The organism is Paenibacillus sp. 481, assembly GCF_021223605.1.
Lineage (GTDB): Bacteria > Bacillota > Bacilli > Paenibacillales > Paenibacillaceae > Paenibacillus_B.
Genome location: NZ_CP075175.1, coordinates 3,536,426 through 3,557,953 on the forward strand (window position 1 = coordinate 3,536,426; position 21,528 = coordinate 3,557,953).

11 protein-coding genes and 4 CRISPR repeat arrays (1 of these 15 running past the window's edge) are annotated in these 21,528 nt (G+C 44.9%); of the genes, 7 read left to right on the forward strand and 4 right to left on the reverse strand.

Annotation, left to right across the window (positions count from 1 at the left end):
* Positions 1-84: 84 nt before the first annotated feature.
* Entirely contained in the window at positions 85-3,345 is a 3,261-nt protein-coding gene (locus KIK04_RS15605) for a DUF5704 domain-containing protein (RefSeq protein ID WP_232274553.1), read from the reverse strand.
* A complete protein-coding gene (locus KIK04_RS15610) occupies positions 3,345-4,352 on the reverse strand; it encodes a copper amine oxidase N-terminal domain-containing protein (protein WP_232274554.1) in 1,008 nt (335 codons plus the stop codon). The genes KIK04_RS15605 and KIK04_RS15610 overlap by 1 nt, the downstream gene beginning before the upstream one ends.
* Positions 4,353-4,751: 399 nt before the next feature.
* On the opposite strand from KIK04_RS15610, the gene KIK04_RS15615 reads away from it, so the two are divergent.
* Together KIK04_RS15615 and KIK04_RS15620 are read left to right on the forward strand one after the other, a co-directional pair.
* Entirely contained in the window at positions 4,752-5,768 is a 1,017-nt protein-coding gene (locus KIK04_RS15615) for a serine hydrolase domain-containing protein (protein ID WP_232274555.1), read from the forward strand.
* Positions 5,769-5,951: 183 nt separating this feature from the next.
* Positions 5,952-7,445, forward strand: coding sequence for a protein adenylyltransferase SelO (locus tag KIK04_RS15620; RefSeq protein ID WP_232274556.1), 1,494 nt, complete (start codon positions 5,952-5,954; stop codon positions 7,443-7,445).
* Between the two features lie 234 nt (positions 7,446-7,679).
* On the opposite strand, the gene KIK04_RS15625 is transcribed toward KIK04_RS15620, so the two are convergent.
* Entirely contained in the window at positions 7,680-9,737 is a 2,058-nt protein-coding gene (locus KIK04_RS15625) for a M56 family metallopeptidase (protein WP_232274557.1), read from the reverse strand.
* 2 nt (positions 9,738-9,739) lie between these two features.
* On the reverse strand, positions 9,740-10,117 hold the full coding sequence (locus KIK04_RS15630) for a BlaI/MecI/CopY family transcriptional regulator (RefSeq protein WP_269670950.1): 378 nt from the start codon (positions 10,115-10,117) through the stop codon (positions 9,740-9,742).
* 214 nt (positions 10,118-10,331) lie between these two features.
* On the opposite strand from KIK04_RS15630, the gene KIK04_RS15635 reads away from it, so the two are divergent.
* From KIK04_RS15635 to KIK04_RS15660, 5 genes are all read left to right on the forward strand, one after another.
* Complete coding sequence (locus KIK04_RS15635; RefSeq protein WP_232274558.1) at positions 10,332-11,195, forward strand: hypothetical protein; 864 nt, start codon at positions 10,332-10,334, stop codon at positions 11,193-11,195.
* 29 nt (positions 11,196-11,224) lie between these two features.
* Positions 11,225-14,410: a hypothetical protein gene (locus tag KIK04_RS15640; protein WP_232274559.1), complete on the forward strand. Its 3,186-nt coding sequence runs from the start codon at positions 11,225-11,227 to the stop codon at positions 14,408-14,410.
* A gap of 215 nt (positions 14,411-14,625) precedes the next feature.
* The gene (locus KIK04_RS15645; RefSeq protein ID WP_232274560.1) at positions 14,626-16,239 is read left to right on the forward strand and encodes a hypothetical protein; all 1,614 of its coding nucleotides are present in this window, start codon (positions 14,626-14,628) and stop codon (positions 16,237-16,239) included.
* A gap of 179 nt (positions 16,240-16,418) precedes the next feature.
* Entirely contained in the window at positions 16,419-16,793 is a 375-nt protein-coding gene (locus KIK04_RS15650; protein ID WP_232274561.1) for a helix-turn-helix transcriptional regulator, read from the forward strand.
* 1,190 nt (positions 16,794-17,983) lie between these two features.
* Positions 17,984-18,285: direct repeats of the CRISPR family, unit length 30 nt; unit sequence GTTTGTAACGTACCTATAAGGAATTGAAAC.
* A gap of 433 nt (positions 18,286-18,718) precedes the next feature.
* Positions 18,719-19,218: direct repeats of the CRISPR family, unit length 30 nt; unit sequence GTTTGTAACGTACCTATAAGGAATTGAAAC.
* 429 nt (positions 19,219-19,647) lie between these two features.
* Positions 19,648-20,281: direct repeats of the CRISPR family, unit length 30 nt.
* A 579-nt stretch (positions 20,282-20,860) separates the two neighbouring features.
* Positions 20,861-21,049 (forward strand): hypothetical protein, encoded by a 189-nt coding sequence (locus KIK04_RS15660; protein ID WP_232274563.1) that lies wholly within the window; start codon positions 20,861-20,863, stop codon positions 21,047-21,049.
* A gap of 241 nt (positions 21,050-21,290) precedes the next feature.
* A CRISPR array of direct repeats spans positions 21,291-21,528; the repeat unit is 30 nt; unit sequence GTTTGTAACGTACCTATAAGGAATTGAAAC (it continues 390 nt past the right edge of the window).

Here is a 21,528-nt window from a genome sequence, read left to right on the forward strand (position 1 = left end):
TGATCGCCAAATTAGAGAGGGATGTCTTGACGTCATTTTCGATGACTTTGGAGACATCCCTTATTTAGTTATTTCATTCCATTTTTAGTGCGTTCCTCTTACGCTAAAATCGTCGACAGAGAATTGGTCAGCATGGTAGAACATCACATCGCCGTCGCGCAGGGCAAACGTTACGCCATAAGGGTCTGTGATGTGATAGGTAAAGCCTTCGCGTTTCCACTGATTGGTCAGCGGGGCATGGATGTACTGTAAGTGCGGATGGAGCATGTCCCCGTTACGGACGGTTTCGATATTAAAGTTGATAATGAGATAACCGTCGCGCAAAAAGAAAGGGGCGGAATCATTGAAGCGGAATTGCCGACTTAAATCGAACCCTTTGGGCACGATAAAGATTTTGCTCGGCAGATTGAATTCACTGTACCATTGCTGAACCGCTCCAAACGCTCGTGCGCGGTTTACGCCGTTCGGCACATCGGTTGGGCCGATATACGTTCGCAGTCGTTCGGGCAGAAATTGCTGACTGTAACGGCCGACTTCGGTGTCGCGCTGGGCCTGCTTCAGCGCGGCTTGAATGTAGGCATCCCGATTCAGCGGGAGTTGTCTGCTGAATAGATCGTAGTACGCCGCTGCGGTGTCGCGCAGCGTTTGCTGTGGGACGTTGCGCAAGCGGGCGTCAAGCACGACTTTTCGTTTAATCGTATCGGATGTGGAGCCGATACGATTAAAGTAGCGCTCGTTCGTATGATAGTACAAATCGACTTCTTGCCGTTGCTGGCCTTTCTTATCGACAAAATAAAAAGTCGGTGTCACACGGATGCCATCTTTATGGGCGAACATATTGCCCGTCGTTTTGAGGTCAAACTTAAACGCATAGCCTTGTTTGACGGTCACATTTTTGTACCCCGAATGGGCATGGCTACCACGACGAATCGGAAGCTCGTAAGGAGGCTGGTTGCCTCTTGGTTGCCCGTCAATGCCGTACTCCCCAACCCAATAATAGGCTCCCGTATGTTCTTTGCTGCCAGGAGCTTTGCGAAATACTTGCTCCCATTTGAGATCCATCACATCTGTAATGCGAAAATCAAATACGCGGCCGATCACTTCCACGTCGACCATATCAACAGCGACATGGTGCTGCAAGTCCGTATTGGCCTTGCGCTGTGTTGAAAACCCGTTGTACGGTGCGTTTTCGGCAAAGGAGCGGAATAGCACGGTGTAATCCCCTTCATCGACCCAAACGGGCATTCGAAAAGAAGTGTATCGTTCGTTTACCGCAATATTGTGCCACGTGCCTTTAGGGACAAATGTTCCGCTTGCGGTATACACATCGAACGGAAAATACACTTGCTTGAGACTCGTATACTTGGCATAATCGCGGTTGCCGTAACCAGAAAAGTGGGCGTGTGGGCCAGAAGTAGGCATCGACACTTGGAAAGGACGATCTAGAATAAGAGCGGAGCGGATTGGATTTGGCCGCGTCTTTTGATTATGGGCTCGATCATCGGATATGGAAGCGTAGATGACAACAGGTGTATGTACGGTTACAGGATTGATGCCGTAAATCGGAAATTCCTTATTCGCACCGCCATTGATGCTACTGCTCATGAGGTCGTAGTACATGTGGCCGTAACTAGGTGTATGTTCGCGATTCGTGTTGCTTGATGCAATGAGCAAGCTGTCTTGGTATAGCACACGCGGACCGATCGGTGTCGGCATCGGAATCGAACCGGGTGTAGGCGCAGACTCCGCATGCGTGCCTCCGTTCATAATCGTCTGCCCCAGAAAGGTAAGTTCGTCGTTTTGGACGTTTACTTTTCCGATGGAAGCTTCCGCAGCTGCGCGAAACTCACTCGCAGGCGAAGGTATACTTGGCTTACTAGAGCCGCCACGCACCGATTCACTTGGCAAGGTCAACGCTCGCGGTCGTGGAGATTCCACAATTCCGGCTTGTTGTACGGCGGTGTGATCGGGTGGTGTATAACCAGCAGGAGATAAGGTGAGTTCTCCGCTCGGCAGCGCATAATTTTTGAGCTGGGCGCGCTGTAGCTCGTACACTTCTAATCGATCTATTTTCCAGAAGTCGTAGTTTCGGTTGATGGTAATCGTTTCAGACACCGTTTCGGTGGCCTGTTGTGGTTTGCTGATTTGCCTAGACTGACCGTTAGGTCCGGTTATGGTTTCGGTTTCGGTCCAATGGAGCGTGTATGTTTTTTGCACGGGAACTTCGTATGTACAAACGCCTTTCATATGTACGAACTGATTCGTAAACAAATAGTTACGCCCGAGCGCTTGACCGTAAAGATGCTCGGATGTGGGAATCCCTTGTGTCACGTTAAAAGAATGCGGCGCATTGCTGGCATCATCTGCTTGAATGGTGGCGGTGGCCAGCGGATCAAGCGCTTGTCCGGTCAGCGTTCTTCCGGCTGAAGGCTCGGAACAAAATCCGGTTCCGGGATCAGGATTGGGCTGGTTGCCACCACCACCCGGATTGCCGATGTTATCTTTATAATAGAGGTGGAGCGTATACGTATCGAGCTGCTTGACATCATAGTTCGTTCGCCACGGCCGTCCTGAAATGATGGAACCCGTAGGATCGTTGGCGGTGGTTGATTTTTTAAAGCCGACGTAGGTGTAGTCTCGGTGTGTGGGCGGTTCATTTTGCGGGTAAGTGCGGCCGTGTATCATTTCGATCGTTTTGTTCGGAAAAATATGATTTAGTGATTCGCCAGTTTGCTTAAAATGTTTGACGGTAAAGGTGCCAGCCAGCTCGATTTCGAACACGACAGGGAAGTAGATGCGGTTGTGCAGCACGTTAGCCGCGCAACCGCCGAGTTTTGCACATTCTTCGTCAGTTTTATCTTGTGGTTTGCTTGCGTTTAGAATACCATTCACAGTTATTTGAATAGATATATTTGACGTTCCTATTCCTCTTGGTGGCTGCTTAACAATCGTAGGAGCATCTCCCGAGATGGCAGCTCTGTAGTTTATCCAGTTCTCTTTATCCCATGGCCTTGAGTCAAAAAAGTAATCCAAATTGCGATTAGGATCATAAAAAGGGTACACATTTACTTTTTTTACTTTACGATTGGAAAAAGAAAAATGATATTCATTTGGTGTGATGGATACCCCTTCACCTACATTAGGTGCTTTGCCATGTTGCCATGTCTTTCCGTCAGCGTGGCGCCACATATCATAATAGACCATCCCAACGATGTATCGCATGTTTCCTTTCTCGTGAGTGCTAAGTGCTGTTTGACCTCCTGAAGCTGTATGTACAGGATTAGAAGGAAGCAGGGTGACCATGATGCAAATAGCCAGAAGACAGCAAATGATTTTATGGATCATCAACTCTCCCTCCAACTATTTTTCATTAAGATCATATATTCTTTGGAATAGTCATAAAAGCCTATGTACTTCACATCCCCTAAATCCCAATAATGCGGGTTTTGGATGTTTAATAGCTCATCACTGGAAGAACGAATTTTATACCGATAAGTTGAAGTTACTTTATCTGCGTGCTTCTCTACTGATATACTATTCCTGAAACGTGGAACACCATCATCCATGAGGTGAAAAATGTTAACCCCAATATCACCTCTGCTATTAGTACGCATAGAAATACGTTGGCCTGATTTTTTGTCTTTGTCTGCACCCATTAACCCCATATCCATAATGACAGTATGCTCTCTAAACTGGAATGGCAATGTCTCGGGCTCAATAATCATTACCTTTTTAAATTGTCCAATGACTTGACCTTGATCGTTTTCGCGATTTAACAAAAACTTTTCCTTCTTAAAATACTTCTTAAACGGCTCGATACTTTGCGGCTTGTACCCCAGCTCCTCCAACGTCTTAAACTCCTTTTTACCAATCCAAACCCACTGGGATACATTATCCCACTCGACCTTCTCCCCAAACGCCTCACTCACAACACGAAGCGGCACATACGTACGCTGCTGTTTTTTTACCATTGGCGTATCAAATGTCTTTTCTTGCCCGTTCACCAATCCGCTCAACTTGCCGACCGTCATTTCAACCTTCAACTCATTTTTCGTAATCGTAGCTGTGTCTGTCTTTGGGTCCCAGTTCACCTTCGCCCCCAGAGCTTCAGACACAAAGCGCAGCGGAACGAGCACGCGATCGTTTTCATCTTTGTACGGCCTCGCATCGGGAAACTTCATCTTACGCGTATGTAACAGCACCTCGACAGACGTAGAGGAGATCACCTGCTTCTTTTTACTATCCGCCTTCACTGCCTTCACCGCCTTCGCGGCATTCGTAGATTCCGCAAATCCTAGCAGCGTACCGCCTGCCACAACAGCTGCCAGCAACGTCAACATACCCTTTTTCATCGTGATCAACGCCCTCTCTTTTCCTTGAAATAGTAGTAAATGTGCAAAAAAATAGAGACTTTCTTGTCCATCCGCGTAAAAAAGAAGCCCAAGCAACCTCTACGCAGAGGAAATCAAAAAATGTCTCGTACGTATAAGGTATCACAACGATGACTGCGAAACAATGATTTTATTGGTTTAATATTGAAAATAATTCCTTATATTTCTTGTGAAATTGTAAAGGGAAACGGAAATCGTTTCAAGCATTATTTATCAATCTGTATGTAGGGGGTGAAGCAGAGGTCTCTTTTTTTGAACCAACGGGCAGATTACTACAATAGAATGTATAAGTTAAATGTTTACATGTTGGAACGTACGTTCTATGATTAGTGCTATCTTGCAAATCAAGGAGTCGATGTTATGTTCTTGACTAAAGAGATTTCGGATCAATTCAATCCAGTAATTGAACATGTGGAACGAACCCAACGAGCAATTCAATGTTCTGGTGCTGCCATTATGGTCATCCATCGAGACAAAGTGGTTGCTGAAACGTATTGGGGCCAACACTCTCCGACCAGTGATGCAAGAGCCATACAAGCGGACTCTCAATTTCATGTGGCATCTGTTCGAAAAAGTTACATCGGTTTCGCTGTTGCTTACGCCATCCATCATGGATATATATCATCCATCGACGCGCCAGTGTCGGATTATATCCCTTCCTTACATGCACTTGTCATTAAAGGAACTACCATTAGACATTTACTGACACATACCCATGGCTTGAACATTGAAAATGGAGAAATGGTACGAGAGTTCCCACCAGGTGAAAGCTGGTCATACCGCGGGGTTGGCGTTGATTTGCTATGCGATATTGTATATACAACAACGGGGAAGTCTGTCTCACAAATTTTAGCTGAAGAAGTATTTGAACCTTTGGAATTCAAGGAAACGGGTTGGTATGCGGTCCCACAGGAAAATTTCGTTGACACAGTCAGAGATCCGAATAATCCGCATTGGGGAACGTTTGAAAGTACTAACGGCGATAAAATGAATATGTACGTTTCGGCGCGAGAATTAGGGCGCTGGGGTTATTTTCATCTCCAAGGAGGGAATGTGCTTGGGGGACAAGTCGTTTCTCCGAAAATTATCGAAATGGCAACCTCTTTTCAAAGTCCTGTCTTGAATGATATCGATTTACCGCAAAATGGGTTTCTGTGGTTTGTTAAGGAACATTCCGCTAAACGTCATGAAATAGGGGAGATGATTCCCGCGGAGTCGTATCAAATTCTAGGATACTCGGGCGTAACATTACTTGTTATTCCTAAATACGAGACTGTCGTTGTTCGGATGTTCAATGGCTGGGGTTCCCCTTCAGGGTTTGATTACCTTGCCAATGTTAGAGAATTTGGTGACGGTGTAATGCGCTGCCTAAAGTGATCTAATGGAATAGGATAAGCTTGAGTAGGTTATCAACATTTATATGAAAATGGAGCCTGCAACTGATTCATTGAGGGTAAAAGGGAGCCATTCTAAGTTAGGAAAGGGTATAATAAATGTATAGAAGTAAACCCTAAAGGGGCATTACCGATATGAGAACATATTAGGAAAACAGGAGATACGATGACAACTAAAAATGAAAGAATAGAAACCGGCTGGAACTTCGACAACAGTTATAGTGGGCTGCCGAAATTATTTTTTAGTGAACTGAATCCAACGCCTGTCCGTTCACCGAAGTTGATTATGTTCAATGAGTCGTTGGCAGCATCACTAGGGTTGGATGCCAAAGCGCTGCAAGGCCCTGATGGTGTTGCGGTGTTTGCTGGTAACGAGATTCCCGAAGGCGCTTTGCCGCTTGCGCAAGCTTATGCAGGACATCAATTTGGGTACTTTAACATGTTGGGCGACGGCCGCGCGCTGCTGCTTGGCGAACACATTTCGCCCTTCGATGAGCGGGTTGATATCCAGCTTAAAGGTTCAGGTCGAACACCATACTCACGTCGTGGCGATGGTCGAGCGGGGCTTGGGCCAATGCTGCGTGAATACATCATCAGTGAAGCGATGCACGGGCTTGGTATTGCGACGACTCGCAGCCTAGCGGTGGTGACAACGGGGGAGTCCGTCTACCGTGAAATCGAGCAGCCGGGTGCGATTTTGACTCGTGTGGCTGCCAGTCATATACGCGTAGGTACCTTTCAATACGCTGCAAGATGGGGAACGGTTGAGGATCTCCGCGCTCTGGCGGATTACACCTTGCAGAGGCATTTTCCAGAGGTTGCAGAACGTTCAAAAGTTGATGATGCGGAGAATCGCTATCTTTCCCTTCTTAAGGCAGTGATGAAGCGTCAGGCTGAATTGATCGCCAAATGGCAGCTCGTTGGCTTTATTCACGGGGTGATGAACACCGACAATATGGCGCTGAGCGGAGAAACGATTGATTACGGCCCGTGCGCCTTTATGGATACTTACGACCCTGCGACCGTATTCAGCTCTATTGACGCTGATGGTCGCTACGCTTATGGTAATCAGCCGCATATTGCCGCGTGGAATCTTGCGCGTTTGGCTGAAGCCTTGCTGCCGCTGCTGCATGATGAGGAGGAGCAGGCTGTCAAACTGGCCGAAGATGCGATCTCGCATTTTGTAGAGTTGTACTATGAGAATTGGTTCGCAGGAATGAGGGCGAAGCTGGGGATCTTTAATGAAGAGCCAGAGGATGAATCCCTGATCGAAGACTTGCTTAGCATGATGAAAAAGGTTGGTGCGGATTACACGAATACGTTTCGTGCATTAACTGTTGATAAACCAGAGGAAACGGCCTTGTTTGGAACTGAGGAGTTTGTTCAGTGGTATGAATTGTGGCAGGCGAGACGAGGGAGGCAGCAGGAATCAGCAGCGGACGCGCAGCAGTTGATGCGAAGCAGCAATCCAGCGCTTATTCCGCGCAACCATCGGGTAGAAGAGGCGCTAGAAGCTGCGGTGCAACAAGGAGACTACAGCGTGATGGAGCGGCTTCTTGATGTTCTCTCCAATCCTTATGCGCACACTCCTGAACAGGCTAATTACGCAACACCGCCTGTGCCATCAGCTCGTCCTTACCGAACGTTCTGTGGTACATAAGGATATAGCAATGTCTTAGTGAACGTGTACATAAAAATGACATGGGTTTCGCATTAAGGCGCGAAGTAAGGGGTTGTTTCATAGGTTATGTTAGGTCACAGTGAAACAGCTTTCTGCAGAGTTACGCATCAAAAAAGGTCGAGTTCGGGGCAGAAGGATTCCGAATTCGACCTTTTTACTTGTTTTAAGGGTAGCGCTGCAAACGGGAGTCGATAGCGGTAGCCATCTCTCCATTTACCGTTCCCAGTTCTTCACCATCCAAATTTCACCTTGCGCATTGTATGACACACTGAATGAATGCTTTCCTTCTTTAATAAAGGTGGCACTACCAGGTCTTTTATTATCCCGTGTCATCGTATAATCATTCAAATCACGGCCTAATAACTGACGCACAATAGGAGAAGCGGCGTTTGTTACCTGCTTATCGGTTACACTAAGCAGCCTCTTATCACGGTTAACCCTCTCCTGTTCATCATAACCAACCTTAAGGAAATCAGCTAATGAAGAATCAGAGATTTCTAGAATCTCATAACTAATAGGATGGAACAGCACAACACCATCTGGCCCATACATCAAAGCCAAATACGAATGAGTGTCTGAAAAATATCTAGAAGCCCCCGTTAAACGCTCAATCTTTTTTCCACGCAATGTAGCAAACGCTTGTTGTCCTCTTTGATCCTGCTCCACCGTAATCTTCGCGGGATCAACCGCATAACTTACATAGGCTATTTCATCATCCAGAAACAGAACGGTTGCCCGAGCTTTCTTATCCTCAAAGCGAGTCTGAATCTTAGTACCCGCCTGTGCGGTACGAACCTTAAAATTCGGTGTTCCCTCAAAACCCTTCTCCATGATAGCCTGTTCTGCCCGTTGAAGCAGAAGGGGATTCACACTCGCAAGCGGAAGCGGGAGTCTTAGGTTCTCACTATTAAGTCCGCCCGTCTCAGAGCTTATCCAGATAGAGGCTGGGCCGTTATCCTCGCCAATAAATTCGATGAACAGTCCTTTTTCACTAGGCACGGGTGTAATCTTTTTAAGTGGGAGAACTGTGTTATGTCGCGTCATCAGATCGATGATCGTAAGCTCGACCTGTTCACGAATCGATTCATCCACTGTCAGGAGCAAGGGATGATCCTCATATGCAACCCTGATAGGGTCTTGTAAGGTGGCTTGCCCTTCCGCTGTCGCATTCGTCAAGGCCACACCCGTAAAGATGGCGAGAATCGCGATCCCGAGAGCAGACCATACATAAGAACGTCTTTTGAACATGGAAATCAGCTTGATTCTCCGCTTAATGAGTGATTTATCCGTTGTAAAATGGGCAGTAGCTACAAATCGCGATGAATGAGCGGCTCTTTTTTCCAAAAGCTTAACAATGGTATAGCCGTAATCTCTGACCTCATCGGATTGAATATAAGAAATGACTTTGGCGTCGCATGAACATTCCTGATCTTCCCGCATTTTGCGAGCTGCATACCACAATACAGGATTAAACCAGTGGACAATGAGCAACACGGTCATGATTCCATTCACAACAATATCTTTTCGCTTCAAATGAACCAACTCGTGTAGAAATATGTACCTTAACTCTTTGCTAAGAAAACGCTCAACCCCAGTAGCGGGCAGCAATATTTTCGGGCGTTTGCATCCATAAAGCGTAGGCCCGTCTACTTCAGTTGTCATCATTAGCGGGATATTTCTGGTGATGTTTAGCTCGTGACCACATTGCTGAAGCACATTCAAATGATCCGTATTTGCTGATGCGTAAGCCCCCGCCTTCATTTTTCGACCAAACTTGCGATTTACCACGACCAGATACGCGGCAAAAGCAAGTACACCAAGCAACCATACAAGAAATAAACCGATAGGAATCAAAGAAGGTTGGGCGGTGTCGCTAAGCGTATTTTGATGAATAGGAACATGACTTTCAGATTGGGATGTACTAGGTGTAGATTGCATATCTTGTTGTGCTGCGGATGCTGTAGTTGCTACGGTCGACTTTGCTATCTTGTTCGGATCGTTTACGACCGTTAACACAGATGGCGTACTTTGCTGATGAATTTGAGTAGTAAACGAAAATACATTGTACAAACTGAACGAGCTTTCAGGTGCCCATGGCAACAGCAGCCTTATGAGTACAACGAACCAAAGCATATATTGCCATTTAACAGGAAGTCGCTCTTGCATGACGTATTTAACGACCAAGATGAGTACAACCATAACAGATGCCATGAAAGATGTCGTGATGATCCACTCCAAAAAAGAGGGGATTAAGGCTACCAGTGCATTCATGTTCAACGTTTCCTTTCATCCAGTAACTTTTTCAGATCCTCGACCTCTTCTGCTGTTAACTGCTCCTGCTTTAAAAAATTGACCAACATCGGTTTCAAAGCCCCACCGTACAGTCGCTGCAAAAAGGAGCTGCTTTCTGCTTTCAGGCATTCCTCTTCACTAACCAGTGGGAAGTACAAATACGTCTTGCCTGCTTGCTGAAAGCCAAGCGCCTTCTTGTTAAGCAATCGGTTGATTAGCGATTTAATCGTTGCGGGCTTCCAATCGGTATTGTCGCCTAGCACATCGATCACATCATTGGCGGTAGCGGGCGCCTTGGACCAAAATACTTTCATCACTTCCCACTCCGCTTCTGAAATGCGCGGAACTTCTTTGCTCACATCAAGTCCTCCTCTTTATGATTACGAACGTAATCAATTCATCCACCTATAGATTACATACGTAATCGATGTTTGTCAATTCCTAACAAGAAAATAGAAGAGAAGTGATTTGTCACCCCAATCTGAGGATTGTCCCATTATCTCGTGCGCCCAATTCCTTTAATGTAAGAAAGCGAGATACCACATCAAGCCACACAAACAAGGAGGAACTGCAATGAAAAAAAGAAGAGCACGTATTCTAGTACGCATGTTGGCTGTTATGTTCGCCGTGTTGTCGATCCCTTACCCGACGTTTGCATCGGAATCATTGAAAGATGTCAACGGTGATCCGGTACTAACGAGCAAATCGTATTATATGGTCGCCCAGACAGGTCCGCTAAAAGGCCAATATGTCACCTTTAACGGTAGTTATATTTACTTAACCGACTCGCAGGCAGAAGCGAGGCCGATTTACTTTACTCATAATTTTAAGAAGAATGATGTGTCCGTTGACCTAGGGGATGACGTCTATATCGATTTAGATATCGAAGACTCCAATCGCTTGTTCGCGCATCAAGGACTTACGAATAACGAGTTTCGCGAGGACGCTTTTAGCAAGCAGCTTTATACGGCAAAATCCTACCGCCTAGATCGCGGTAGCGAAGGACACGCCTTTAAAATATACACGCACGGCGGGGGATATTTAGGCTATCGCGAAAGTGATAAGCTGCTGCGGCGTGAAATCGATGAACAGTGGTCGCTTATCCCTGTTGCTGCCGCCAAGAGGGATGTGGAGTGGTCAAACCTGCTTGTCAATACCGCAACGAATGAGATTAAGTTTCCTGACGGAGTGGAATCCGAAGGAGCCGAACTCACTCCTCATATTCAAGTCAAAGGCCAAGATGTGGACCGATCGAAGGTGCGTTGGTATTTGGACAAGCCTATCCCTGGTGTGATGCTGGATCGTAAAAATGGAACGATGACCGTGTACAGCTCCGCACCTAAGGGCAGCGTAATCAAAGTTTCCGCGGTGTATGTCGAATACGGGCCTATTAACCCCATCAAGGTGATCAATACCGCTGAGTTTAAAATCACATAAACCGTTAACACGTGAGGAGGTAGCTTACGATGAATGCAACGAATGCAACGAATACAATGAGTAAAAAGAGCGCGATGTACAAATGTAGAACGATTTTATCTTTATTGTTGTGCGTGACCTTGTTTACAGGCCAGTTTGCAATGTTTCCATTAGGAATAGCGGGTGCTGATCCTAAACATCCGTGGCTGAGTAGAGACATTTATGTATACGACGGATCAAGAGTGACCATCTATGAAATGTCTCCTGGCATTTGGGTTACGGGCGAGCCTAACCGGGATTTAGTAGATAATGATCCGGCTAAAAACTTCGTAGTAGACCCTAACTACGAGACAAAGTATCTGGTAGGCGATCCCTTTTTGGATTATGTATTTAAAACACTAAAACAAATTAATAGTTCCAAGACAGGACGAACACAGCTTAAGGAGCTGAGCATCGGTTTTCCGATCACCGAAAGCACCACGACGCCGAACGAAGCGAAGCAAAGTTATGAAACGATAAGAAACGCAAGTCTTAAGCTGCAAAAAGAGGAAGAAATTACGAGAAAACTCGGGCAAGAAGTGAAAAAACTTGCGTTAGGTCATTGGGAAAAGCAGCAGGGAGCAAATGGGCTAAACGAAGTGGATGCAGCATTTAAACAATTCGAAACGGATTTAAACGCCCTATTTCAACAAAGTATGAGCAGTGAGCTTGAAGTGCAAAAATATATGCGTTACATCGGGGAGAAATTAGCAGTAATCAACTGGGATGAGTATGTTGAATTTAGCAGGCTGCGCATCGAAATGATTACGGCGAAGCGCAAACTGAATAGTAATACGATTAAGCTGGCGACGCAGAACGCGCAAATCGGAATGGTGAAGCAGAAGCTAGAATCGATGAAAGGCTCCAAAAAGCAACTAACGCAGCAGCTTGAGGAGTTTGAGCAAAACTATGCGAAAATTGAAAAGCAGTTGGCTAAAGATTTTGAATATGTGACGAAATTAAATGCTAATTTAAAAAAGCATATCGCGACAGTACAGCATTCACATTCGTATGATTTGCCAGCCATTTTCAAACAAGCAGATAAAAATATGTTCGCCTCACATGCCGCGGTAAAGAAATCAATCTATCAATTATCCAAAGTATTGGAACCGTTAAATACAATTGTTCATTTTAATGTTACAGACACCCTGAGTCTTTATGCGCAAAAGTTGCTCGGTGACCAAATGTTCCGTCATTTGGACCGACATATCACAATTGAATTATTTAGCAGAGATAATTTTGTCAATGAACGGGTGATGTACGATGTCAACGGTGAGCCCTTTAAGCTCAGTGTCTTCATTGAGCCGAGTGGCAAGGCGCGATTCAACTCGAATAGTAGCTCGTCAGCACGGGTAGGGCAATTAGGGAGCAGAAGCATTATTACACTGGACCCACATCATGGGGTCGGAATTAGTTCCGGTAAAGAGATTATCCATCCAGCTACCGTACTCATGCATGAGCTAGAGCATGCCAAAGAGACTTTGTTTGGGCAAGGTAAGAATTTGACCCTACTAGAAAAGAACAAAAAGATTCTCAAGGTAATTAAAAAGAAAGGAATAGAAGTTGTTCCTTCTAGTAGTCGCATCGATGAACGCCGTTTTATCACGGTGACCGAAGAAGCACGAGCGACAGGCGGCAAGCAGTTCGAGAAGATCAAGTCCAAAGACGTGTATGCAAATGCGGAGAGCAATGTGCAGATCAAAAAGAGTGAGCTGCTGAAAAAGAAGCGTCAGACGATGCAAGGGCAAGAGTTGGCAGAGATTGAACGTGTACTGACGTATCAGACGAAGGAAACGTCAGAAACGATGTTCAGCAAAGAAATGGGCTATCCGATACGAAAAACGTATACGGATACGGACAACGATTCGTTCTTAATTAAAGATCCGCTTCGTGCTTTACAGCAAAAGAAGATGCTGAAGAAAGATAGTAAGCGAATAGGCTTACCTGAAGCCCTTGCTTGCGCGGCGGGTCATGGTGCGCAAGGCTGCTTTAAAGAAGTGGCTGAAGGTGAAACGGTGCAGGCAGATATGGAGCTTGCGGAAGTAGAAGAAATCGAGATGCCAGCGGAGGGAATTGATCCAGTACCTGCGGGTAAAGAGGCGGGTAATGAGGAAGAAACGAAGCCTAACCGTGAGAACAAAACGCCTACAGACGAGCCGGAATTAGATTTGAGCAAAATGACGCTTGAAGAAGCTTACGACAAAGTGATCGAAGCACAAAAAATGCCGGAGCAGATCGATCTGGAGAAGCTGAAATTTACTTCGTCATTGCAGGAAGCGCTGCGCGAACCTGACGTGGTGTACAGCCCACTCCCCAAATCAACAGTAGCCATGAACGAGTTTATTGAAGGACCGGGCTTGAATGGTGCAATGATGGCAGGCGATGTCGTACTGTTCGTCAATAATCTTGCAACTACACATAAACTCGATGTAGATACGATGCTTCAAGGCGGGGCGTTGTTAGCCAATGCGATAAGCGCTGAATTCGGGATGGGCTTAGGCTTAGTAGTAGGCATTTATCAAGCAGCCGAACATAAGCAGTGGGTGACAGTAGGAACGGATGCTGCTTTGCTCGTGACGTTTGCCGGTATTTTAGCGACAAATCCTGAGCTGTCTGTCGTCATGATGCCGCTTGCGGGAATCGGCGGTCTTGCCACGGCAATTGATGCCATCATCCATCAGTACGATGCGCTTGAAGCCTATTTGGGCAAAATGGTAGAGAAGCGTACTGAGCTGTGGCATCAAGCTTACACATCGACGGCTGACAAGTGGAAGACAGAGGTGCTGCCAAAGTACAAAGACAAGGCAGACAAGCTGCACACGATTTTAACGAACCATAGCAACAACGTGGCGTTAGTGCTCGATCATGTAAAGAATAAAGTCGAGAAGTCCACACATGATGAACTGGACGGCGCAACGAAGCAAGTGAAGGATTCGCTGACTGGAGCGGGACAACAAATGATGGACAGCCTATCTCAGTTGGCACGGCAGTCGTTGGACAATGCCATCGAGATGGTCCCTGTCGAAATGGTGGAGATCGACGCGAAATTTAGAAACAAAGTGTTTCAAGTGTTCTTAACGCATAAGGGCGATTTCCAGTCCACTTGGGACGATTATTATTTAAGCAAGGTGCGCAATGCGGTTGAGCCGCCAGCACAATTGCTGGAACCGTACTATCAACTCGCAACATTTAAATAGAATGATGTAGTAAGGCCCTGTAGGAGAACCTCTATTTGTCATAAAGGTTTCACCTATAGGGTTTTTGCTGTACATTGACATCTAATCTTCATTTTTAATCCAACCTGATATGTTAAAATGATAACCCTAATCGGAGATCGAGAGCCCACTCCACGATATAAAGGTGGTTAATGATGGCGAACAACTTAGAATTTGCGCACTGCCTGAAATGTATCATGAAACTGGCTGGACTGCCTGTGCATCAGCTTGCTGAGAGCATTCATTTTGAAGTATCATCCGTCTATAAGTGGCTAAACGGAAAGCGTCTGCCACAAGACAGCAGCTTCACCCTGCTGTCTAGCTTTATTGCGAACTACATCGCCGATAAATTGGCGCACGGAACGCCGTTGGAAGCCTCAATTAATCGATTTTTATTAGCGTATGCTCCCGCACCGGAGGCTTTACATGAAGCTGCATCCGTCGTAGATAAAGAACGTCTGTACGCCGAGTGGGTCAAGCAAGTTCTAGCCGTGACCTATGAACAGGCGAAATGGAATGTTCTTGATGTTGAAGCAGACTGGTCAATCGGACAACAGGAGCCCGCTAGCAAAAAGTCGATTAACAAGGCACCTAAAGAAGAGCGCATCCTAGAACAGGATGAATCTTCAGAGATTACGGAGATGAATGCCCTCGCGGGTCAAGCGGAAATGTATTGGGCATCGGACAGTTACTACCGTTTGTTTTCTCGTTTGCTGGAAGAGGCCGCTCACATACAGCCTGATGGAGAGAAGAAAATAGTTAGCATCGTCCACTGGGGCAATGACATCATCCACCAATCGGAGGGAGTACGGACTCCAATTATTGAGCTGCTCCAACAGCTTGCCGAGCGGCAGTGGGTGTTTGATATTGGTTATGTGCATGACCAGTTTGAGGGAGTCACCTTTGAGTCGTTTATGAAATTGTTGAACAGCTACATAGACTGCACAGGAATTCGTTATTATTTTTCCAAACATAGTTGTAAAATGATTAGCTTTGACCGTATCGCAGTCGTGGCGGGCGTGGGTGCTGTGATGAGCTATGCAACAGAGGGGCGCGGTGATTTGACGCTGCTTGTGCGTGATGAACAAGTTGTTGCGCAACTGCTCGCTTACTACGAAAAGGTCATGCAAGGCTTTCAGCCTGTGCTTGAACAGCATAGCCAAGACCCGCTGATTCAAATTTATGCGGAGGAATGGAATTTTTCTTACAGCGATGTGTACGCGATTACGCCGTCACTACCGCCTGTGTTGATGTCGGATCAACTATTTGAAAGTGTGCTGAAGCAATTTTCAACTCAAACGGCAAATGAACCCCACATGCAGAAGTTCGTGGACAATATGCGGGAAAAAAAGGGGAGCACTGTCGAAGCGCTACATAGTTATCATTTTTACTGTATTTTTGCAAAATGCGTATTTTTGAAGTTTCTCCGTGCAGGCAAAATGAAATTTTTCGGTCAGCAAATGAGCTTCACGGTGGCGGAGCGTATCGACTGTATCCGTCACCTTATTCAAATGGTGCAAATGCCGACGGTGAACATTTTGATTCAGAGTTTACAGGATAGCGATTTTCGCGATGTGAAACGATTCATTTTGTACGATGAGGAGCATCTCATTTTACAAATGCCGACGAACAGCCGCTCATCCGCCGCAACAACTTCGACGCATGTATCGATTCACAACGCCTACATCACCAATTTGTACAAAGCGCGGTACTTAAATCATTGGGAGCATTCCGATTGGAAGACCAAAGATAAATTGTATTGGATCACATGGCTGGAAAAACAGCTTGTATGGCTGGAAAAAATGCTTTGAATAAGTAAAAAGGCCAATCTTTGGACAGCGAATGGACACTAGCGGACACGTATGGTTGCGAACGGTCAACCATTTTTCGTCAACTTTGCGGCTCTGTTCAGGCTGGGGCAGCCTCTTTAAACTAAGGGTAAGACTTCCTGCGTTTAATCTTGTATCTGAGTTAGGAGGCTCGTGAACCAATGAACATTGTCGTGAATCCGCGTGATGACTGGCCGGAACAATCCTATATAGAACCTATTGCGATCGCTCAAAGTTGGATTAGAGCGAATTGTCAGAAGCATATTACGGTGCGCATGATTGCGAACCAAGTGTATATGAATGAGAATTATTTTTGCAGCTATTTTAAAAAGAATACCGGATATACCGTGCTTGAATATATTACGGCCAACCGCATGGAGCATGCAAAAGAGTGGCTGCAATGTACGGATTGGCCTGTTCGTGAGATTGCCGTGCACGCGGGCTACAAGGATGTTAAATATTTTAGCCGTTTATTTAAGCAGCTGGTGGGGCAATATCCGTCCGAGTACAGGCTGGACAAGCTGTATGGGGAATGATGTGGCTGGCTTAGGCTACAGGCTAATGGCTAATGAACCAAGTGAAGTATGTGGTGTTGTGAAAAGGTGAGCTTAACGGATTCGTGCTGAATCCGTATGGAAACTGTATGAAGCCCATGTGGAATGGTACGGATTGTTGGGCTCAGCGCTCGTCATAGTTGTCGTCGACCTCCAATAGCGTATAAAACCCGGGGGATCGACGACAATGTTTCATTGTTTATATAAATATGTATACATATTTACAAGTGTCGTTTTCATTTTTTTGTAATGTATCGGTCGTAAAAATAGAAAATTAAGGCTTTAATAATAAGATTGTATATATTAAAATGGGGTTTGTAACGTACCTATGAGGAATTGAAACTTGGTAGACGCGGTATCCATCAGCTCCTGTGATCGGCGGTTTGTAACGTACCTATGAGGAATTGAAACACGTCTTTAAATAGCATTGGAGGTGACTCCTTACCTTCGTTTGTAATGTACCTATGAGGAATTGAAACTTAATATCAATTTCGATAATACCGCGCTTACCAAGCGTAGTTTGTAACGTACCTATAAGGAATTGAAACTGGTCAAATGCCGCGATATGCACGTAAAAATTGCCGTTTGTAACGTATGAGGAATTGAAACCATACATGGTGAGTGTTTCCGCCGTCGAAGCTCTCTGTTTGTAACGTACCTATAAGGAATTGAAATTACGTATTCACTTCCACGTCGATGGTAGACGAATGATAGTTTGTAACGTACCTATGAGGAATTGAAACGCGCGAACCTTTCGGATATTCGCTTTGCTCGTTGCAGTTGGTGGGGCGGTATCCGTCCGAGTACAGGCTGGACAAGCTGTATGGGGAATGATGTGGCTGGCTTAGGCTGAAGGCTACAGGTTAAAGGCTAGTGAAACAAGCGGAGTATTTGGTGTTTTGAAAAAGCTGAGCTTAACGGATTCGTGTTGAATCCGTATGGAATCTGCGTGGAGTCCGTGTGGAATTATACGGATTGTTGGGCTCAGCGCTCGTCATAGTTGTCGTCGACCTCCAATAGCGTATAGAACCCTGGGGATCGACGACAATGTTTCATTGTTGATATAAATATGTATACATATTAACAAGCGTCGTTATCATTTTTTTGTAATGTATCGGTCGTAAAATAGAAATTCAAGGCTTTAATAGTAAGATTGTATATATTAAAATGGGGTTTGTAATGTACCTATGAGGAATTGAAACAGAGCAGATGTCATGCTGCCAATCAAAGTCACCCATCGTTTGTAACGTACCTATGAGGAATTGAAACACCGTTCTCGAGAAACATAGATACATGTGTGCCTTGTGGTTTGTAACGTACCTATAAGGAATTGAAACTACGTCAGCATTTCGGTCGCGTTACTATTCATCGCACGTTTGTAACGTACCTATAAGGAATTTAAACTATAAATTTGCGTGTCAACCGAACTATACGTCTCGGTCGGTTTGTAACGTACCTATGAGGAATTGAAACCCGTGAACCTTCCGGATATTTGCTTTGCTCGTTGCAGTTGGTGAGGCGGTATCCGTCCGAGTATAGGCTGGACAAGCTGTATGGGGAATGATGTGGCTGGCTTAGGCTACAGGCTAAAGGTAAGTGAAACAAGCGGAGTATGTGGTGTTGTGAAAAAGGTGAGCTTAACGGATTCGTGCTGAATCCGTATGGAATCTGTATGGAAACTGTGTGGAGTCCATGTGGAATTATGCGGATTTTTGGGCTCAGCGCTCGTCATAGTTGTCGTCGACCTCCAATAGCGTATAAAACCCCGGGGATCGACGACAATTTTTCATTGTTTATATAAATATGTATACATATTAACAAGTGTCGTTATCATTTTTTTGTAATGTATCGGTCGTGAAAATAGAAAATTAAGGCTTTAATAATAAGATTGTATATATTAAAATGGGGTTTGTAACGTACCTATAAGGAATTGAAATACACTTATGACGCCCTCGTAATCCGCAGTGGTATAATTCGTTTGTAACGTACCTATAAGGAATTGAAACCTAACTGCAACACTTATTTGTTAACGGATGTCGATTTGTTTGTAACGTACCTATAAGGAATTGAAACATCAAAGAAGCATTCGGGATGAGAGAAGGCTATTTTGTTTGTAACGTACCTATAAGGAATTGAAACTATTTCGCCAAAATGTGCTTAACGACGTGACGATCGGTGTTTGTAACGTACCTATGAGGAATTGAAACTCCGTAATTCCCTTCACCATATCCTTTCCAGCCGTGTGTTTGTAACGTACCTACAAGGAATTGAAACTTCGGCAGCAGGCCACCGCCATACTCGTACAAACCTGTTTGTAACGTACCTATGAGGAATTGAAACGCTGCATCACCGTCAAATATGAGCAGTCTATTTTCTGTATGTAACGTACCTATGAGGAATTGAAACGCGCGAACCTTTCGGATATTTGCTTTGCTCGTTGCAACTGGTGGGGCAATATCCGTCCGAGTACAGGCTGGACAAGCTGTATGGAGAATGATGTGGCGGGCTTAGGCTAAAGGCTAAGGGCTAAGGGCTAGTGAAACAAGCGGAGTATGTGGTGCTGTGAAAAAGGTGAGCTTAACGGATTTGTGTTGAATCCGTATGGAATCTGCGTGGAGTCCATGTGGAATTATACGGATTGTTGGGTTCAGTGCTCGTCATAGTTGTCGTCGACCTCCAATAGCGTATAAAACCCCGGGGATCGACGACAATGTTTCATTGTTGATATAAATATGTATACATATTAACAAGCGTCGTTATCATTTTTTTGTAATGTATCGGTCGTAAAAATAGAAAATTAAGGCTTTAATAATAAGATTGTATATATTAAAATGGGGTTTGTAATGTACCTATGAGGAATTGAAACTCATTGCGAGCGCCTTTTCACGGCTGTTTGGGCATAGTTTGTAATGTACCTATGAGGAATTGAAACTATTGTTTAAACAACGCACGGAACAATGGGGTTACGGTTTGTAACGTACCTGTAAGGAATTGAAACGACTCAAAAATGGTCTTTTTTTGTTGCAGATTGGGTAGTTTGTAACGTACCTACGAGGAATTGAAACCTAGCAATATCAAAATAAGCTTCGACTTTTTTTGCGGTCTCGTCTGTAACGTACCTATAAGGAATTGAAACCCGTCACATTCGTGGCACCTGTAAAACCCTTCTGTGTTTGTAACGTACCTATGAGGAATTGAAATGATTTATGGACTAACCCGAATCCATTTTCTTTGTCATGTTTGTAACGTACCTATGAGGAATTGAAACTCGCGGATGACAAACCACCAAGGCGTGGAATTTACAGTTTGTAATGTACCTATGAGGAATTGAAACATGTCAACTTGTCCGGTGCGGGTGTAAGCTCTTTAAATAGTTTGTAATGTACCTATAAGGAATTGAAATGTGCAACGTGATTGCGGAACATTCCCATGAATCATAGTCTGTAACGTACCTATGAGGAATTGAAACGCGCGAACCTTTCGGATATTCGCTTTGCTCGTAGCAGTTGGTCGGGCGGTATCCGTCCGAGTACAGGCTGGACAAGCTGTATGGGGAATGATGTGGCTGGCTTAGGCTACAGGCTAAAGGCTAGTGAAACAAGCGGAATATCTGGTGTTGTGAAAAAGGTGAGCTTAACGGATTCGTGTTGAATCCGTATGGAGTCTGCGTGGAGCCCATGTGGAATTATACGGATTGTTGGGCTCAGCGCTCGTCATAGTTGTCGTCGACCTCCAATAGCGTACAAAGCCCGGGGGATCGACGACAATGTTTCATTGTTGATATCAAAATGTATACATATTAACAAGCGCCGTTTTCATTTTTTTGTAATGTATCGGTCGTGAAAATAGAAAATTAAGGCTTTAATAATAAGATTGTATATATTAAAATGGGGTTTGTAACGTACCTATAAGGAATTGAAACTCTGTTTCACTGTAATAAGAGCCCATACAAAACCCTTGTTTGTAACGTACCTATAAGGAATTGAAACCTACATTTGCCGTTTGGTCACTCGTCACGTTCGTTGAGTTTGTAACGTACCTATGAGGAATTGAAACGCGCGAACCTTTCGGATATTCGCTTTGCTCGTTGCAGTTGGTGGGGCGGTATCCGTCCGAGTACAGGCTGGACAAGCTGTATGGATAATGATGTGGCTGGCTTAGGCTACAGGCTAAAGGTTAGTGAAACAAGCGGAATATCTGGTGTTGTGAAAAAGGTGAGCTTAACGGATTCGTGTTGAATCCGTATGGAATCTGCGTGGGATGCATGTGGAATTATACGGATTGTTAGGTTCAGTGCTTCCAATCATTGTCGTCGACCTCCAATAGCGTATAAAACCCGGGGGATCGACGACAATGTTTCATTGTTGATATCAAAATGTATACATATCAACAAGCGTCGTTATCATTTTTTTGTAATGTATCGGTCGTAAAAATAGAAAATTAAGGATTTGATAATAAGATTGTATATATTAAAGTGGGGTTTATAACGTACCTATAAGGAATTGAAACCCTCCTGCTTGTACAATAGAGTTGTCTTCAAAATCTGTTTATAACGTACCTATAAGGAATTGAAACTAGACATCTCGATACTTCTGGATCTGTTCTTGAGTTGAGTTTATAACGTACCTATAAGGAATTGAAACGCGGAATAGAGTCAAATTGCACATGCTTCAAGCGAAGTTTGTAACGTACCTATAAGGAATTGAAACATTGCCGC

What these genes read in the sequence shown, in the direction of transcription:
- KIK04_RS15605 (WP_232274553.1), bottom strand. Translation starts at nt 3,345, where the DNA reads ATGATCCATAAAATCATTTGCTGTCTTCTGGCTATTTGCATCATGGTC.
- KIK04_RS15635 (WP_232274558.1), top strand. Translation starts at nt 10,332, where the DNA reads ATGAAAAAAAGAAGAGCACGTATTCTAGTACGCATGTTGGCTGTTATG.
- KIK04_RS15610 (WP_232274554.1), bottom strand. Translation starts at nt 4,352, where the DNA reads ATGAAAAAGGGTATGTTGACGTTGCTGGCAGCTGTTGTGGCAGGCGGT.
- KIK04_RS15625 (WP_232274557.1), bottom strand. Translation starts at nt 9,737, where the DNA reads ATGAATGCACTGGTAGCCTTAATCCCCTCTTTTTTGGAGTGGATCATC.
- KIK04_RS15640 (WP_232274559.1), top strand. Translation starts at nt 11,225, where the DNA reads ATGAATGCAACGAATGCAACGAATACAATGAGTAAAAAGAGCGCGATG.
- KIK04_RS15615 (WP_232274555.1), top strand. Translation starts at nt 4,752, where the DNA reads ATGTTCTTGACTAAAGAGATTTCGGATCAATTCAATCCAGTAATTGAA.
- KIK04_RS15620 (WP_232274556.1), top strand. Translation starts at nt 5,952, where the DNA reads ATGACAACTAAAAATGAAAGAATAGAAACCGGCTGGAACTTCGACAAC.
- KIK04_RS15645 (WP_232274560.1), top strand. Translation starts at nt 14,626, where the DNA reads ATGAAACTGGCTGGACTGCCTGTGCATCAGCTTGCTGAGAGCATTCAT.
- KIK04_RS15650 (WP_232274561.1), top strand. Translation starts at nt 16,419, where the DNA reads ATGAACATTGTCGTGAATCCGCGTGATGACTGGCCGGAACAATCCTAT.